The following is a 16,508-nucleotide window of genomic DNA, read 5'->3' as shown; positions in this document are numbered from 1 at the left end:
CGACCCGCCTTTGGCGGTGTTACTGGCTGGCAACGCGCAACGCTTTTTTGTCGGCGCCTTCGATCAGGTTGAAGCGGTATTCCCGACCGGGTTTCTTCTCGAACTCGAACGACTTGCCCGCCAGCACGTGATGCTTGGTGGTCGGCTCGCACTCGGTTTCATTCTTCAGCGAGCAATTGCGAAACTCATCGATCACCACCACGGTGTTGCCGTTGTTGCGCAGTCGGTAAACACCGGCGCTGTCATCGATCACACTGTCGAAACGGCTGTTCCTGGGACGGACAAAAAACACTGTGCCAAACCCGGTCATCACGTTGACCCCCGCCGACAGGTTCTCCTTGTAGGTTTCGCGCTCTTCACTGGACACCGCAAAGTCGTCTTCCTTTTCCGGTACCACCGGCACGAAGCGCACGCGGAAATAACGTTCGGTGTCACGGGCTCCCATGTGCAGCAAACGCGTACCCTGCATGCCATTGGCCGGCACGATCAGCCGTGCGGGGCTGGCCATCAAGCCATCCCGACCGCTGCCATCCGCTTGCGTTGCGACCGGTATCTCGCGGTGTGTGCCATCGGCGTCGTAGATGATTTCCAGGATGTTGACCTTGACGAACGCGGTGCTGTCGCCGCTGTTGAACACGCGTTTGAGGTAGGTGCTCTTGTCGCCGTCCAGATAGTCGTACACCGTTCCGACGTTGATCTGCGGACCGGCCTGAACCGCCAGAGAAAACCCGCTCAAACCCAACAGCAACCACAGACGTTTCATACCCTTGAACCTCATGACATTGAACACAACACAGGCGCGGTCCATCGATTGGCGGCCCATCAGATTTCCGAATCCCAGATCACGGTGACGCCGCCGAAATACTGTTTTGGCGCCCCAGGCAAAAAAAAGTGATCGGGCTTCTCAAGTTCGAAGTGCAACGTGCCCGGCTTACGATCCACATAGTGGCTGGGCTGAAAAGTCACGGCCCCGCCTTCAGTCACCAGTTCCTGACGCTGGACCGGTCTTCCGGCGCTATCGGTCAAGCCACCAGGCAAGCTCACGCTGACTTTCAATGGAGCGCTAAGCATCGAATCCCGATCAGCCATTAAGCAGACCCGTCCATCGCTGATTGAGCACTGCAAAAACATTTTGAAGCGAGAACTGGCCGAGATATTGAAGGTCTGGTCGCGGAACAACCGCACGGGTTTTCGCCCCCCATGCAACCAGCTCTGCCAGCCGCCAGCCGGGACCAGCTGAATTTTTTCACCGCCGGGGGGAATGTCGACTTTCAACACATGTTCAACGTCGAGAAGAAAATCAAGAACGATGACGTCGTCCTGAGGAATCATCACATCGCCCAAATCAAAATCCTGGCTTGGCCCAACTCGAAAAATATGCTGCCCGGTGTATTGCCCCGAAACCATGTCTTGGGGATTGGGAGTATCGAGCTCATAAGTAATGTCGAACGTTTCATATTTGAAGGGTTGTGGAATATCGAAAACAGCCTTTTTGGCGCAAATCCCGGCGCTAACCGGGTGCCGCCAGAAACTATTGAAACCAATGTCATTACCCGCCCCCAATAAACCGGTGCACGGTGGACCGGCATAACTCCAGGTACCGCCTTCAAACAGATAGTTATGCCCTAACCCGCCGGTCAGCTCGGGGGCTGGCAGAGGTAATGTGTAGGCCACGCCCATGCCGGCCACCCGGAACCTGACGGTTTGAGGGGGCGCCGTTGGGTGGCTGACGGTCACGTCTTGCCATTGCGAAGGAATGTTAAACATCGCCCCCAAACGCTTGTTGGTATGACCGCCCACAATGGTCGCATTCGAGTAAGAGAGAATAGGCAGGCGTAAGCTGAAAAGGTTTTCAGCCTTGCATTGAGGTGGGTTATCCAGGCAGAAACCACTTAACGGCGTTCTATTTTCAAACTTATTGAATTGAGGGTTAGAGGCATCAGGGTAAAACACCGCCCTGATTTGTTGGGTGACCGCTGCGGCTGAAGCAGGGAACAGCGCCACGACTACTCCAACAACAGCGGCTGCATATATGGCTGACCTTTTAACTTGTGAAATATCTAACATTTGACATGACCTCAAAAATCCCTTGAACCGGATGTCCGTCATCCCGCCGTCTCAGCCATGCGATTGGCGTCCGCCAGGGTGTCCGGCGAACAGCGCAAATCACCGATCATCAGCACGTTGTTTTCACTGCGGTGTTTGTCGGTATCGAGGCGGAACTGGCACAACAACTGGTCGGCATAACGCACTTCCAGGGTCGGCGAGCCGGCGTTCATTTCCATCGAGAAGAAGCCATCCACCTCGCTGACCCCACGGCTGGCGTGGTTGATCACGTGGTGGCCCTTGAGCGGCCGCCCCTGCGGATCGAGCAGACGTCCGAGCACGGTCAGGGTTTTCATCACCCGCACCTTGCGGTACTCCACGCCCCCCTTGTTCAGGTGGTAGCGGGTACGCGCCGGTTCGATGCTGGCCGCCGGCACGTGATTGCCTTCGAAGTCGAAACTCACCGAGCTGTTTTTGTAGGCCGTCAGCGGAATGAAATTGCGCCCCGGCCGCAGGGCTGCGCTGCCACCACTGAGGTCGTCTGCGCGCAAGGCGATATCGTCGATGTCGGACTCGACGTCGACAATCATCCCGGCGCCGCGCCCTTGATGCTGGCTGGTCAACGCCATGCGCTGCGCGCCGACCACCAGCGTGCTGTCGAGGTTCACGCCACCGGTGAAGTTGTCGTTGAACGAAGAGCGTTGAATGAAACCGTCGCCATTGATGGCGTCGGTGCGAAAGTTCGCCAGGCTCGACAGGCCGACGCCATAGGTGTCGGTGAGCGCAGTCACCGAGACGCTCTGCAACACGTGGTCTTGCAGGTCCTTGCGGTAACCGAGCGAGGCGTTGTTGTCGCGACCGCCCTCACGGGCGGTGCGGCTGCCGATGCTGCCGGAAATCTGCTGGCCCGGACCGCCGAGCGCCATGTTGATGCTCAGGTCGACCCCGCGATTGCGCGCATCGCCGCTGCTGTAGCTGCCCGGACGGTCGAACAACGACAGGCGCCAATTGGCATCGCTGCCAAACAGCTGGGTCCGTTGGGTCCAACCGAGGTCGACGCCGACGCCCTCGACATTGCCCTCACTGTGGGACACCCGCGCGTTGAGCGAACTCTTGCGACTGATGCGGTGGTTCAACGCCAGCGACGAGTTGCTGGTCTGGCCGGTGAACACGTTGCGTTGTCGTACGCGGGTGCCGTCGGGCAGGGTGTCATAAGTGTTGGTGGTGTCGAGCCAGCTACGGTTGTGGCTGATCACCAGACTGCCAGAGCCGTAGTTGTACAGGCCTTGCAGATCGGCGCCGGTGCCGTGGTCTTCGGTCTGGTAAAGATTGGCGTAGACGCTGGTGCTGTTGCCCAGGGTCCAGTCGATGGAGCTGCCGTACTGGAGTTTTTCGCGCACCTGGCGTGCCGACAGTCCGAGAATCACCCGTGGGTGCAGCAGATAGTTGATCGAGGCGCCCGCCGTGGCATCGCCACTGCTTTGTTGATCCCAATTGCTGAACAGTTTGCTTTCCTGCCCGGCAAACAGGTTGTAGCGCCAGCGCTCATCGTGGTTGCGCCAGTTGCTCGGCTTGTAGATCAGCTCCTGGGTGGTCGAGGTGATTTGACCGTCTTCGATCAACCGCACTTCCACCTCGTAAATACCGCCCGGCAATGGACGGGTGTCGAGGGTCTGCAATCCGGCTGGCACTGACTGCGTGTTGATCAGCAGGCCATCGCGATAGATTTCCACGGAACCCTGACGGTTGGCCGTGACGTAAACCGGGTACACGCTGGGTTTCGGGCTGTCGATCGCCAGACTGTCTGAGCTGCCATACATCACACCCACGGCGGTATCCGGGCTGCTGCCGAATGAGCGTGGCTGACGTGTCAGGCCTTCGGAGTTCGGGGTGAAGTACCCCAGCCGGAAAAAACTGCCCTCCAGTTCGCGCTGGGTGAAGAGCTCATGGACGGCGTGATAGGTCTTGTCGTCCGGTCCACCCAGACGCGCCAGTTGCATGTTGAAGGTCTGGCTCCAGTTGCCCAGGCTGCCGCTGGCCTCCAGACCGAAACGGCCGCCAAGGTCTTGATCCTGGCCACCGTTGAGATTGAGCTGGTTACGCACCATCAGGCCGCTGCTGCCGCCTTCCGGTTGCGCGTAAAAACGCTTGGCTTCGCTGTCGCGCTCGGCATTTTCAGTGACAATCGACAGCAACGAGTTTTCCAGGCTGTAGTGAACCGCCAGCATTTGTTCCGGGCACTTCCCCGTACACGCACCCAGGGCCACGCCGGGCTTGAGGATGTCCGCCCAGGTCTGGCGCTCGCTGGCGCCGAAGCGGCTCTCACTGGTGTCGGTGAAATCGAGCAACGTCACCCGGTCATCACGAGACAACACAATCATCGCCTCGCCAAGCGGAAGCTGATCGAGTTCGACCCGAACCGCCAACGGAACGTCGAAGAAATGCTCCTCAAACTCTGCCGGCAAGCCTTTGGCCTGGGCCAGCAAACTTCGCGGCGTATTATCAACAGCAGTGGAGGCCGCAAATGCGCTGCTACATAACAGCAACGCAAGCGCTGCCGCGATGGGCGTCATCGGGAACATGAACGAGTACTCTATTTACGAAAATTTGAATCCCGGCCGACAACTTTGCGCAGTGCCGGCCGGTCACGTTACTTAAGTAAGTAAGCGTTTATAACTCTTGATCAATTTCAAGGAGTCGTTACAGGAGGAACAGCGTCAAACATCATGGTCACCGCGCCTGTGTAATCACCTGGCGCAAAAGTGGTGCCCACTGCCTTGATGTTGAGTGGTGCACGGTAGTTGACGTTAGATTCCGTTTCGCCAACCACCATCTGTGGCGTAGTGGTGAGAACTACGTTGTTGAGCGCTACTTGCAGGCCGATCTCGGTTGCACCGGAGATCAGCTTCGGCACACTTTCAAGGCTGGCGTGAACCGAACCGTTGTTGTTGCGTACGTCGAAGAAACCGTTGACCTCATCCATGGTGCCCTTGCTTGGCTGGTAGTCCATTCTCTGATCCTTGTTGACCAGATCCGGATCGACCGGTACCACGTAGAAACCGTTGGTCGGTACATGCGCGACAAGGTTAATGGAGTGACGGGCTTCACCCGCGGCAAATACGGCGGAAGAACTCAGAGCCAGAACAGCCAGAGGAGCAGCGAACGCGATTTTCTTGAACATCTTTCAGTACCTGTCTTTTAAAAGGATAAGCGCAGAAAGTTCAAGTTGAGCAAAACCGTCACGAGCAGCTATTTGCTCAGCTGAACTTTCAACACCGAAAGATGATCGATCAATTTATCTGGAAAGTAAGCAGGAACGTTCCTGCAAGTGCGTAGCCAAAGCGCTATCACCCTGGAAAGAAAAAACCTGAAATAACTTAAAAACCAATATCTGACTGTAAGATAAATACTACAAGCCGCACACTAACGGCAATGACAAGCAGAAACTAACAACGTTACTTCTGTAAGACCAATACCACAAGCCCCGCATTTAATAGACCAAAACCCAACATTAGAGAGTTAACACTAATTTCAGGTTTTTCACCCGCACTGATTACCACTATTTTTGCGGTTTTGGCGGGGTCATCGGCTCGATGCTCGGGAGGGCCACCGGTCAGGGGGGCTTGCTTTCTCGTTAAGATATATCTTAAGTTGTATCTAAACACGACGAGAGAAAGCAGAAATGAGAGACCATCATTCCCTCCACCGCGAACACGGCGACGGCCGCGACGGCTTCGAGAAACGCCCCGGACGTGAGCGCGGTGGTCGCGGCCCCCGGGTCTTTGCCCCCGGTGACTTGAAATTGCTGTTGCTGGCGCTGATCGCCGAACAGCCTTGCCACGGCTACGACCTGATCCGCCAGATCGAAGGCATGTTCGACGGCGCCTACAGCCCCAGCCCCGGTGTGATCTACCCGACCCTGACGTTTCTGGAAGAGAGCGAAATGATCCTGGGAGACGCCGAAGGCGGAAAAAAACGCTACAGCGTGACCGACGCCGGACGTCTGTCCTTGAAAGAGCAAGCCATCGCCCTTGAAGGTGTGCGGGTGCGCATCGATGTCAGCAAACGCTCGCTGCGCGGCCATGATCGCCCGCCCGAAATTCACGAAGCCGTGCATAACCTGCGCCACGCGCTGCAACTGCACCACGGCCGCTGGAGCAAGGAAGAAATCCAGCGCGTCGCTGTCCTGCTCAACGACACCGCCAAAGCCATCGTCGACGGCCCCGCCGTTCAACCCGTTCAGGAGAACGCCGAATGACTGAAGTCATCGCCTCAACCATTCACCGTGTCATGCACGAAATCAAACGCCGTCGCCTGGAAGTGTTGCGCGTGGTCGACCTGACTCCGCGCATGCGCCGGATTACCTTGGGTGGCCCTGAATTGGCAGGTTTTGTCAGCCTCGGCACGGACGATCACGTCAAACTGTTGTTCCCGCAAAATGCCGAACAGGCCGCGGCACTGGAAACCTTGGTGCTGGGCGCCGGCAAGGACAATGGTCCGCTGCCTGAGATGCGCGACTACACCCCGCGTCGCTACGATCTGGACGCCCTGGAACTGGACATCGACTTCGTACTGCACGGCGACGGCCCTGCCTCGACCTGGGCGGCGCAGGCCCAACCGGGGCAGTTCCTGCACATCGGCGGGCCACGGGGTTCGATGATCGTGCCTGACATGTTCGACAGCTATCTGCTGATCGGCGACGAAACCGCCCTGCCCGCCATTGCCCGACGCCTCGAAGGCTTGGCAGCCAATCGCCGCGCGTTGGTGATTGTCGAAGTGGAAAACGGCAAGGAGCAGCAAGTGCTGGAGAGCGCTGCCGAGGTCAATGTGATCTGGGTACTGCGCGAAGGCGGCAAAGATCATTTGTTGAGCACCGTGCGCCAGATCCAGGTGCCAACCGGCAGCCTGTACGCATGGGTGGCGACCGAGAGCAAAGTGTCGCGGCAGATTCGTCGGGTGCTGCTGGATGAGCACGGGCTGGACGAGCAGTTCGTCAAGGCGGTGGGTTACTGGAAACTGGGGGACAGTGTCGAGGAGTGATCTGCTCGCTCAATCGCTGGTTGAATACTTTGTGGCGAGGGGGCTTGCCCCCGTTCGGCTGCGAAGCAGTCGTAAAATCTGCTGATGCGGTGTTTCAGATAAATACTCATTGCAGCTTTTAGCACTGCTTCGCAGCGCAACGGGGGCAAGCCCCCTCGCCACAATCAGCGTTCACTTCCGGGCGGCACGCCACCGATCCAGCCCAATCACCAGCAAGGCAATCACCACAAACCCCACCAACAATCCCCCGGCATTAATGAACACCTGTGGATAACCCAGTTTCTCGACATCAATGAACGGGTAGGGATAAACCGCCAGCAAATGCCCGCGCAGCAGCGAATAGGCGAAGTAGACCAGCGGATAGATCACCCACAACCCGATGTGTCCCACCCGCAGCCTGCCCTTGGGCACGCAACTCCACCAATACACCAGAAACAGCAGCGGCATGACGTCGTGCAACAGTTCGTCGGCCAGCCATTGCCAGCCTTCTGGATGCCACAAGTGGCGCAGCAGCAGGTTGTAAGCGAGGCTCACCACGGCGATGCTCACGGCAATGCCACTACTGACCCACGGCTGCAAGAACCAGCGACGCGCCGCCGACTCGCGGGATGTCACTGCACAGGTCAGCACGGTCGCCACCAGGGTGTTGCTCAGCACGGTGAAATAGCTGAAAAAACTCACCAGCCCGCCGATCAGGCTGGCGCCCAGCGTCCAGCGCGAATGGAAAATCAGGTACATCTGGATGCTCAACCCCGCCCAGCCGAGCATGGCAGCCACGACCACAAAACGACGGTGTAACGCAGAAGGGTTGACCATGTTCAAAGCGGTCGTTTGGTGCGCATCAACTTCACATACAGGCGCTCGACCTTCTCCCGCGCCCACGGGGTTTTGCGCAGGAATGTCAGGCTCGACTTGATGCTCGGGTCGCTCTTGAAGCAGCGGATATCGATGCGCTCGGCCAGCCCCGACCACTCGTAGTGTTCAACCAGCGCGTTGAGGATCTGTTCCAGCGTTACGCCATGCAGCGCATCAGTGTTGTGTTCGGTCATGCCGGGCCTTCAGCGATATTGGAATGGTAAAGCCGCGCACCTTAGCCGAGGGCTTCTTCAGGTGGAAGCGATCTATCAAATGTAGGTGATCTTGGGATCCTGTAGGAGCGAGCTTGCTCGCGAAAAACGCAACGACGCCGCTGGGTATCTGGTTTGACGCGTTATCGTTCACGACCATCGCGAGCGAGCTCGTTCCTACAGGAGAACACTGTTACCAAAATTGAAAGGATGCATGTCAGCAAAAGCCCTTTCTCTATCTGTAACAGAACATTATCCTTGCGCACGCTTTAGCTGAAACGCTTCTGCCAGTCACTTCTTCCGCTCATCCCCCAGAAAAAGATCAAGAATTTCTTCCCTATGCCTGATTTGCGATTTTCGAAAGACAGCGCTGTCTTTAAGACTGTCTCTTGCCACAACGCCCTCAAACTGATCGGCGGGTTCACCGCGTTCGGCCTCGCCACGTGTGTCCAGGCTGCTCCGGCATTCGATAGCGACTCACCGTGGATGCTCGGCGACTGGAACGGCACACGTACGGAGCTGGCGGAAAAAGGCTATGACTTCAAACTGGATTACACCGGCGAAATGGGCAGCAACCTTCACGGCGGCTACGACCACGACCGCACCGCGCGCTACAGCGACCAGTTCGGCCTGGGCACCCACCTGGACTTGCAGAAGATCCTCGGCTGGGACGATGCTGAATTTCAGCTGACCATCACCGAACGCAGCGGCAACAACATCAGCAATGACCGCATCAACGACCCGCGTGTCGGTGGCTTCACCTCGGCCCAGGAAGTCTGGGGCCGCGGCCAGACCTGGCGCCTGACGCAGATGTGGTATCAGCAGAAGTTCTTCGATCAGAGCCTCGACATCAAGGTCGGCCGTTTCGGTGAGGGCGAAGACTTCAACAGCTTCCCCTGCGACTTCCAGAACCTGGCGTTCTGTGGCTCCCAGGTCGGCAACTGGGCGGGCGACATCTGGTACAACTGGCCGGTCAGCCAGTGGGCGCTGCGGGTCAAATATCACCTGACGCCAGAGTTGTACGCGCAGATCGGCGCGTATGAGCAGAACCCGTCGAACCTTGACCGCGACAACGGTTTCAAGCTCAGCGGCAGCGGCACCCAGGGCGCAGTCCTGCCGGTGGAGCTGGTGTGGACGCCGAAACTCAACGGCCTGCCGGGTGAATACCGCACCGGTTACTACTACAGCAGCGCCAACGCTACCGACGTCTACAAGGACAGCAATGGCCAGCCTGCCGCCCTGAGTGGCGAAGCCTATCGCAGCGCGTCGAGCAAACACGGTGTGTGGCTGGGCCTTCAGCAGCAAGTCACCAGCCTCGCCAGCGACCACTCCCGCGGCCTGAGCCTGTTCGCCAACGGCACGATGCACGACAAGAAGACCAACGCCATCGACAACTACGTCCAGGCCGGCCTCGTCTACAAAGGCCTGCTCGATGCGCGCGCCAGGGACGACATCGGCTTTGCCATGGCCCGCGTCCACGTCAACCCGGCCTATCGCAAGAATGCCGAGGCGACCAACCAGGCCAATGTCGTTTTCGACTACGACAATCCGTCCTACCTGCCGCCCCAGGACACCGAATACAGCGCTGAACTCTATTACGGCGTGCACGTGACCAACTGGCTGACCGTGCGCCCGAACCTGCAATACATCCGCCATCCCGGTGGCGTGGACGAGGTCGATGACGCGCTGATCGGCGGGATCAAGGTCCAGTCCTCGTTCTAACCAACCACACAAAACCTTTGTAGGAGCGAGCCTGCTCGCGATGGTCGTCAACGATAACGCTGCGAGCCTGACACCACACGGCGCTCTCAGGTTCTTCGCGAGCAGGCTCGCTCCTACAAGGGACTAACCCGTTTTATCTGAACCCTGCCCGCACAAGATCGTCATCTACAGTGAACTTGCGCGGGACTACTTGAAACGTCACGGAGAATCACACTATGAGCACTGATGGTGCCTTGAGCCGAAGCCGTTTATTGCCGACCCTGCTCGGCATATTGCTTCTGCTGATGGGCCTGGCCATGCTGGCCGGGGGGATCAAGCTGAGCATGCTTGGCGGCTCGCTGTATTACCTGCTGGCCGGTATCGGCATCGCGCTGAGCGGCGTCCTGCTGATCGCTGCCCGCCGCGCGGCGCTGGGCCTGTACGCGCTGGTGCTGTTCGCCAGCACCGTTTGGGCACTGTGGGAAGTTGGCCTCGACTGGTGGCAACTGGTGCCGCGCCTGGCGCTGTGGTTCGCCCTCGGTGTGGTGATGCTGCTGCCGTGGTTCCGTCGTCCATTGCTGATCAACGGCCCTGCCCCTATGGGTACTGGCGCCTTGAGCGTGGCCGTGGTCCTGGCCGGCGCCACCGCCGTGGCCAGCCAGTTCACCCATCCGGGCGAAACCTTCGGCGAACTGGGCCGCGACAACGCGGACATGACCAGCACCGCGCCGCAGATGCCCGAAGGCGACTGGCAGGCCTATGGCCGCAGCGAATTCGGTGACCGCTACTCGCCGCTCAAGCAGATCACCCCGGCCAACGTCGGCAAGCTGCAAGAAGCCTGGCGTATCCAGACCGGCGATCTGCCAACCGCCGATGACCCGGTGGAACTGACCAACGAAAACACCCCGCTCAAGGCCAACGGCATGCTCTATGCCTGCACCGCCCATAGCAAAGTGCTGGCGCTGGACCCGGACACCGGCAAGGAACTGTGGCGTTTCGACCCGCAGATCAAGAGCCCGGTGGGCTTCAAGGGCTTCGCCCACATGACCTGCCGTGGCGTGTCGTACTACGACGAAGCCGCTTACGCCAAGTCTGAAAGCGCTGCGTCCGCCGTCATCTCCGAGGCCGGCAAAGCCGTTGCCCAGGCTTGCCCGCGTCGCCTGTACCTGCCAACCGCCGATGCACGCCTGATCGCACTCAACGCCGACACCGGCAAGATCTGCGAAGACTTCGGCACCAACGGTGTGGTTGACCTGACTCAAGGCATCGGCCCGTTCACCGCCGGCGGCTACTACTCCACCTCGCCAGCTGCGATCACCCGTGATCTGGTGATCATGGGCGGCCACGTCACCGACAACGAATCGACCAACGAGCCGTCCGGCGTGATCCGTGCCTTTGACGTACACGACGGTCATCTGGTGTGGAACTGGGACAGCAACAATCCCGACGCGACCGAACCGCTACCAGAGGGCGAACACTACAGCCGCAACTCGGCCAACATGTGGTCGCTGGCCAGCGTCGACGAAAAACTCGGCATGGTCTACCTGCCACTGGGCAACCAGACCCCTGACCAGTGGGGCGCGGACCGCACCCCGGGCGCCGAGAAATTCAGCGCCGGCCTGGTCGCGCTGGATCTGGCCACCGGCAAGGTGCGCTGGAACTACCAGTTCACTCACCACGATTTGTGGGACATGGACGTCGGCAGCCAGCCAACCCTGCTGGACATGAAAACCGCAGACGGCGTGAAACCTGCGCTGATCGCCCCGACCAAACAGGGCAGCCTGTACGTCCTCGACCGTCGTGACGGCACGCCGATCATCCCGATCCACGAAATTCCTGTGCCGCAAGGCGCGGTGAAAGGCGACCACACTGCTGCGACCCAGGCCCGTTCGGACCTGAACCTGCTGGCCCCGGAACTGACCGAAAAAGCCATGTGGGGCGCCAGCCCGTTCGATCAGATGCTGTGCCGCATCCAGTTCAAGGAACTGCGTTACGAAGGCCAGTACACCCCGCCGTCGGAACAGGGCAGCCTGATCTATCCGGGTAACGTCGGCGTCTTCAACTGGGGCGGCGTTTCGGTCGACCCGGTTCGCCAGATGCTCTTCACCAGCCCGAACTACATGGCCTTCGTCTCGAAGATGGTACCTCGCGCCGAAGTCGCGGCCGACAGCAAGCGCGAGAGCGAAACCGCGGGTGTGCAACCGAACACGGGCGCACCTTACGCGGTGATCATGCACCCGTTCATGTCGCCGTTAGGCGTACCGTGCCAGGCGCCGGCCTGGGGCTACGTGGCCGGCATCGACCTGACCACAAGCAAAGTCGTGTGGAAACGCAAGAACGGCACCAGCCGCGACAGCTCGCCATTGCCTATCGGCCTGCCACTCGGCGTGCCAAGCATGGGCGGCTCGATGGTCACCGCCGGCGGCGTCGGCTTCCTCAGTGGCACGCTGGATCAATACCTGCGCGCCTATGACGTCAACACCGGCAACGAGCTGTGGAAATCGCGCCTGCCGGCTGGCGGTCAGGCTACGCCGATGACCTACACCGGCAAGGACGGCAAACAGTACGTGCTGTTGGTCGTCGGTGGTCACGGCTCACTGGGCACCAAAATGGGTGACTATGTGATTGCTTACAAACTGTCCGAGTAAGTTTTAGCGGCAGTCAAAACAAAGGCGACGCCCGTGAGGACGTCGCCTTTTTTGTGCCACATCGCCCCCCCTGTGGGAGCGGGCTTGCTCGCGAAAGCGGTGTGTCAGGCAATGCAAATGTTGTCTGGCACACCGCTTTCGCGAGCAAGCCCGCTCCCACATTTTGACCGCACACAGCCATGGTTCAGCTAACCTGTCTGTCTGCTGAACACACCTGCGAAACACCGCGTCGCAGAAAATGACCGTTGAAACCACCGCCAACCTGCCCCATCTAAGACCCATACCCATTGCGCAGGTGCCCCCATGAGCGACCAGCAGGAATTCCCCGAAGACCCGAGCGAATACGCCGATCCGGAAAACGCCCAGCAGCACAAACCTGGCAAAGGCCTGGCCCTGCCGGGCCAGAACCTGCCGGACAAGGTCTACGTCATCCCGATCCATAACCGACCGTTCTTCCCGGCCCAGGTGCTACCGGTCATCGTCAACGAAGAACCGTGGGCCGAAACCCTCGATCTGGTCAGCAAATCCGATCACCACTCCCTGGCCCTGTTCTACATGGACACGCCCCAGGAAGACCCGCGCCATTTCGACACCTCGGCCCTGCCGCTCTACGGCACGCTGGTCAAGGTGCACCACGCCAGCCGCGAAAACGGCAAGCTGCAGTTCGTCGCCCAAGGCCTGACCCGCGTACGCCTCAAGACCTGGCTCAAGCATCACCGCCCGCCGTACCTGGTGGAAGTCGAATACCCGCACCAGCCCACCGAGCCGACCGACGAGGTCAAGGCCTACGGCATGGCGCTGATCAATGCGATCAAGGAACTGCTGCCGCTCAACCCGTTGTACAGCGAAGAGCTGAAGAACTACCTCAACCGCTTCAGTCCCAACGATCCGTCGCCGCTGACCGACTTCGCCGCCGCGCTCACCTCGGCCACCGGCAGCGAGTTGCAGGAAGTGCTCGACTGCGTGCCGATGCTCAAGCGCATGGAAAAAGTCCTGCCGATGCTGCGCAAGGAAGTCGAAGTCGCGCGCCTGCAAAAAGAGATTTCCGCCGAAGTTAACCGCAAGATCGGTGAACATCAGCGCGAGTTCTTCCTCAAGGAACAACTCAAGGTTATCCAGCAGGAGCTGGGGCTGACAAAGGACGACCGCAGTGCCGACCTCGAACAGTTCGAGCAGCGGCTGGTGGGCAAAGTCCTGCCGGCGCAGGTGCAGAAACGCCTCGAAGAAGAAATGAACAAGCTGTCGGTGCTCGAAACCGGCTCGCCGGAATATGCGGTGACCCGCAATTACATCGACTGGGCGACCTCGGTGCCGTGGGGCGTGTACGGCGAGGACAAACTCGACCTCAAGCACGCGCGCAAGGTGCTGGACAAACATCACGCCGGCCTCGATGACATCAAGGACCGTATCCTCGAATTTCTCGCGGTCGGCGCCTACAAAGGCGAGATCAGCGGTTCCATCGTATTGCTGGTGGGCCCGCCGGGCGTGGGCAAGACCAGCGTCGGCAAATCCATCGCCGAATCCCTGGGCCGGCCGTTCTACCGCTTCAGCCTTGGCGGCATGCGCGACGAAGCCGAGATCAAGGGCCATCGCCGCACCTACATCGGCGCGCAGCCGGGCAAACTGGTGCAGGCGTTGAAAGACGTCGAAGTGATGAACCCGGTGATCATGCTCGACGAAATCGACAAGATGGGCCAGAGCTACCAGGGCGACCCGGCCTCGGCGCTGCTGGAAACCCTCGATCCGGAGCAGAACGTCGAGTTCCTCGACCACTACCTCGATCTGCGTATGGATCTGTCGAAAGTGCTGTTCATCTGCACCGCCAATACCCTGGATTCGATCCCCGGCCCGCTGCTGGACCGGATGGAAGTGATTCGCCTGTCGGGCTACATCACCGAAGAAAAAGTCGCCATCGCCAAGCGCCACCTGTGGCCCAAGCAGCTTGAGAAAGCCGGTGTGTCCAAGGGCAGTCTGAGCATCAGCGACAGCGCGCTCAAGGCGCTGGTCGACGGTTATGCCCGTGAAGCCGGCGTGCGCCAGCTGGAAAAAAACCTCGGCAAACTGGTGCGCAAAGCGGTGATGAAACTGCTCGACGAACCAAAAGCCGTGATCAAGCTCGGGCCGAAAGACCTGGAGGCTTCACTCGGCAAACCGGTGTTCCGCAACGAGCAGGTGCTGGCGGGGGTCGGCGTGATCACCGGGCTGGCCTGGACCAGCATGGGTGGTGCAACCCTGCCGATCGAAGCCACGCGCATCCACACCCTCAACCGTGGGTTCAAGCTCACCGGGCAATTGGGTGATGTGATGAAAGAGTCGGCGGAAATCGCCTATAGCTATGTCAGCTCGCACCTGAAGTCCTATGGCGGCGATCCGAAATTCTTCGACGAAGCCTTCGTCCATCTGCACGTGCCGGAAGGTGCGACGCCAAAAGACGGCCCGAGCGCAGGTGTGACCATGGCCAGCGCCCTGCTGTCGCTGGCACGCAATCAGCCACCGAAAAAAGGCGTGGCCATGACCGGCGAACTGACGTTGACCGGGCATGTGCTGCCGATTGGCGGGGTGCGGGAAAAGGTGATTGCGGCGCGGCGGCAGAAGATTTTCGAGCTGATTTTGCCGGAGGCCAACCGGGGGAATTTCGAGGAGCTGCCGGAGTATCTGAAGGAAGGGATTAGCGTGCACTTCGCCAAGCGGTTTGCGGATGTGGCGAAGGTGTTGTTCTGATATATCGCTAGCGCCTGCTTCATCGCCTTCGCGAGCAAGCCCGCTCCCACATTTGATCGCGTAATAAGCAAGTCACTCGGTCTAATGTGGGAGCGGGCTTACTCGCGAAGGCGCCAGTACTCAAAACGCCAATTCCCGTGGCTGTCACACTTTGTCTCATCTTAAGTTATGCTCGCCGTTCGTCGTGAACGCCGGAGCCACTGACCTTATGTCCCCCATTCGCCTGTTTGTCCCCCTCGCCCTCGCCCTGCTGGCCGGATGCGCCACGCAACCTGCGCACAACGTGACAGTGGAAAAACAAAGCGAATGTCCGGTTCAGCTCAGCAACGGGCAAAACCTGATCCTGACCCTGCCGAGCAATCCGACCACGGGTTATCGCTGGGCGATCCAGGATTCGGCCGGCGGTGTGTTGCACGCCCTGGGCCCAGAGGTTTATCGAAATCCGGAAGATGCCGGCATCGTCGGCGCGGCCGGAGTCTCGACCTGGCGCTTTCAGGCTTTCGCGCCCGGCACCGGACGCTTGCGCCTGACCTCGCAACAGCCATGGGCGCCGGAAGTGCTGCCGGTGGACTCTTTCGACTGCGCGATCTCGGTCAACTGACCGTGGGCTGGCTGATTCTGGCGCTGATGGGCGCAGTGACCTTCCTTTATGGCCTGAGCGTGCATGCGTCCCTGCTGTGCCTGCTGGTCAAGCCGCTGCCGGTGCTGGCCCTGCTCGGCTGGCTGCACGACGCACCGCCAGGCGAGTATCGGCGCTGGATCAGCCTGGGGTTGATTTTCTCCCTGGTCGGCGACGTGTTGCTGGCATGGCCGGGGGATTTGTTCGTGTTCGGCCTTGGGGCGTTTCTGGTTGCGCATCTGGCCTATCTGAAAGCGTATTTGAGCGATTGCCGGCGTCTGGCCGCCTTGCCACTGATTCTGGCCCTCGGTGTCGGCGCCGTCCTGCTGGGGATTCTGATTTCCAACGGCCTCGGCCCCTTGCTGGTGCCCGTGATTGTCTATGGCACGGCGATCAGCGCCATGCTCTGGCGCGCCCTGGCCCGACTCGGGACCGATGTGCCCAAACGCTCGGCGCTACTGGCGGCGGCGGGCGCAGTGGCATTCGTGTTCTCCGACAGCGTGATCGGCATCAGCCGGTTTGTGGTGCCGTTCGACGCGGCGCCGTACGTGATCATCCTCAGCTATTGGCTGGGGCAATGGGGCATCACGGCATCGGCGTTCACTCAGAAACCGCGCTGACCCCATCGCGAGCAAGCTCGCTCCCACAGGTATTGCACAGCCCTTG

Annotated in this window: 13 protein-coding genes and 1 pseudogene; 8 read left to right on the top strand and 6 right to left on the bottom strand. The window is 59.8% G+C overall.

The window, feature by feature from the left end; translation table 11 throughout:
* Nucleotides 1–19: 19 nt before the first annotated feature.
* The 4 genes from PspS34_RS05080 to PspS34_RS05065 form a co-directional block, all read right to left on the bottom strand.
* Nucleotides 20–763, bottom strand: a complete 744-nt coding sequence (locus tag PspS34_RS05080; protein ID WP_150813656.1) for a molecular chaperone — start codon at nucleotides 761–763, stop codon at nucleotides 20–22.
* Between the two features lie 59 nt (nucleotides 764–822).
* Nucleotides 823–2,067, bottom strand: a complete 1,245-nt coding sequence (locus PspS34_RS05075; RefSeq protein WP_154861721.1) for a hypothetical protein — start codon at nucleotides 2,065–2,067, stop codon at nucleotides 823–825.
* Nucleotides 2,068–2,105: 38 nt separating this feature from the next.
* Nucleotides 2,106–4,628 carry a TcfC E-set like domain-containing protein gene (locus PspS34_RS05070; RefSeq protein WP_154861719.1) on the bottom strand — a complete coding sequence of 841 codons (2,523 nt, stop codon included), beginning with the start codon at nucleotides 4,626–4,628 and terminating at the stop codon, nucleotides 2,106–2,108.
* 107 nt (nucleotides 4,629–4,735) lie between these two features.
* Entirely contained in the window at nucleotides 4,736–5,227 is a 492-nt protein-coding gene (locus PspS34_RS05065; protein ID WP_150813653.1) for a CS1 type fimbrial major subunit, read from the bottom strand.
* 501 nt (nucleotides 5,228–5,728) lie between these two features.
* Here PspS34_RS05065 and PspS34_RS05060 point away from each other — a divergent pair.
* Nucleotides 5,729–6,304, top strand: a complete 576-nt coding sequence (locus PspS34_RS05060) for a PadR family transcriptional regulator (RefSeq protein WP_150813652.1) — start codon at nucleotides 5,729–5,731, stop codon at nucleotides 6,302–6,304.
* The gene (locus PspS34_RS05055; protein WP_154861717.1) at nucleotides 6,301–7,086 is read left to right on the top strand and encodes a siderophore-interacting protein; all 786 of its coding nucleotides are present in this window, start codon (nucleotides 6,301–6,303) and stop codon (nucleotides 7,084–7,086) included. The genes PspS34_RS05060 and PspS34_RS05055 overlap by 4 nt, the downstream gene beginning before the upstream one ends.
* A gap of 171 nt (nucleotides 7,087–7,257) precedes the next feature.
* Here PspS34_RS05055 and PspS34_RS05050 read toward each other — a convergent pair whose 3' ends face one another.
* Both PspS34_RS05050 and PspS34_RS05045 read right to left on the bottom strand, forming a co-directional pair.
* Complete coding sequence (locus tag PspS34_RS05050) at nucleotides 7,258–7,902, bottom strand: Pr6Pr family membrane protein (protein ID WP_150813650.1); 645 nt, start codon at nucleotides 7,900–7,902, stop codon at nucleotides 7,258–7,260.
* Nucleotides 7,903–7,904: 2 nt separating this feature from the next.
* Nucleotides 7,905–8,135 carry a VF530 family protein gene (locus PspS34_RS05045; protein WP_150813649.1) on the bottom strand — a complete coding sequence of 77 codons (231 nt, stop codon included), beginning with the start codon at nucleotides 8,133–8,135 and terminating at the stop codon, nucleotides 7,905–7,907.
* Nucleotides 8,136–8,492: 357 nt separating this feature from the next.
* Here PspS34_RS05045 and PspS34_RS05040 point away from each other — a divergent pair, with 357 nt between their 5' ends.
* The 6 genes and pseudogenes from PspS34_RS05040 to PspS34_RS05020 all read left to right on the top strand — a co-directional run bounded on the left by PspS34_RS05040 (nucleotide 8,493) and on the right by PspS34_RS05020 (nucleotide 16,462).
* On the top strand, nucleotides 8,493–9,875 hold the full coding sequence (locus PspS34_RS05040; protein WP_154861715.1) for a carbohydrate porin: 1,383 nt from the start codon (nucleotides 8,493–8,495) through the stop codon (nucleotides 9,873–9,875).
* Nucleotides 9,876–9,915: 40 nt separating this feature from the next.
* Nucleotides 9,916–9,993 (top strand): annotated as a pseudogene (locus tag PspS34_RS28450) (outer membrane lipoprotein carrier protein LolA); the annotation flags it as partial.
* A gap of 97 nt (nucleotides 9,994–10,090) precedes the next feature.
* Nucleotides 10,091–12,502, top strand: coding sequence for a glucose/quinate/shikimate family membrane-bound PQQ-dependent dehydrogenase (locus tag PspS34_RS05035; protein ID WP_150813646.1), 2,412 nt, complete (start codon nucleotides 10,091–10,093; stop codon nucleotides 12,500–12,502).
* Nucleotides 12,503–12,805: 303 nt separating this feature from the next.
* Complete coding sequence (gene lon, locus PspS34_RS05030; RefSeq protein ID WP_154861712.1) at nucleotides 12,806–15,223, top strand: endopeptidase La; 2,418 nt, start codon at nucleotides 12,806–12,808, stop codon at nucleotides 15,221–15,223.
* 208 nt (nucleotides 15,224–15,431) lie between these two features.
* Nucleotides 15,432–15,824: a protease inhibitor I42 family protein gene (locus PspS34_RS05025; protein ID WP_150813643.1), complete on the top strand. Its 393-nt coding sequence runs from the start codon at nucleotides 15,432–15,434 to the stop codon at nucleotides 15,822–15,824.
* 2 nt (nucleotides 15,825–15,826) lie between these two features.
* Entirely contained in the window at nucleotides 15,827–16,462 is a 636-nt protein-coding gene (locus tag PspS34_RS05020; RefSeq protein WP_102670158.1) for a lysoplasmalogenase, read from the top strand.
* Nucleotides 16,463–16,508: the final 46 nt, after the last annotated feature.

The organism is Pseudomonas sp. S34 (assembly GCF_009866745.1).
In the GTDB taxonomy this organism is placed as follows: Bacteria; Pseudomonadota; Gammaproteobacteria; order Pseudomonadales; family Pseudomonadaceae; genus Aquipseudomonas; species Aquipseudomonas jessenii.
This window is presented reverse-complemented; position numbering and strand designations above follow the sequence as displayed.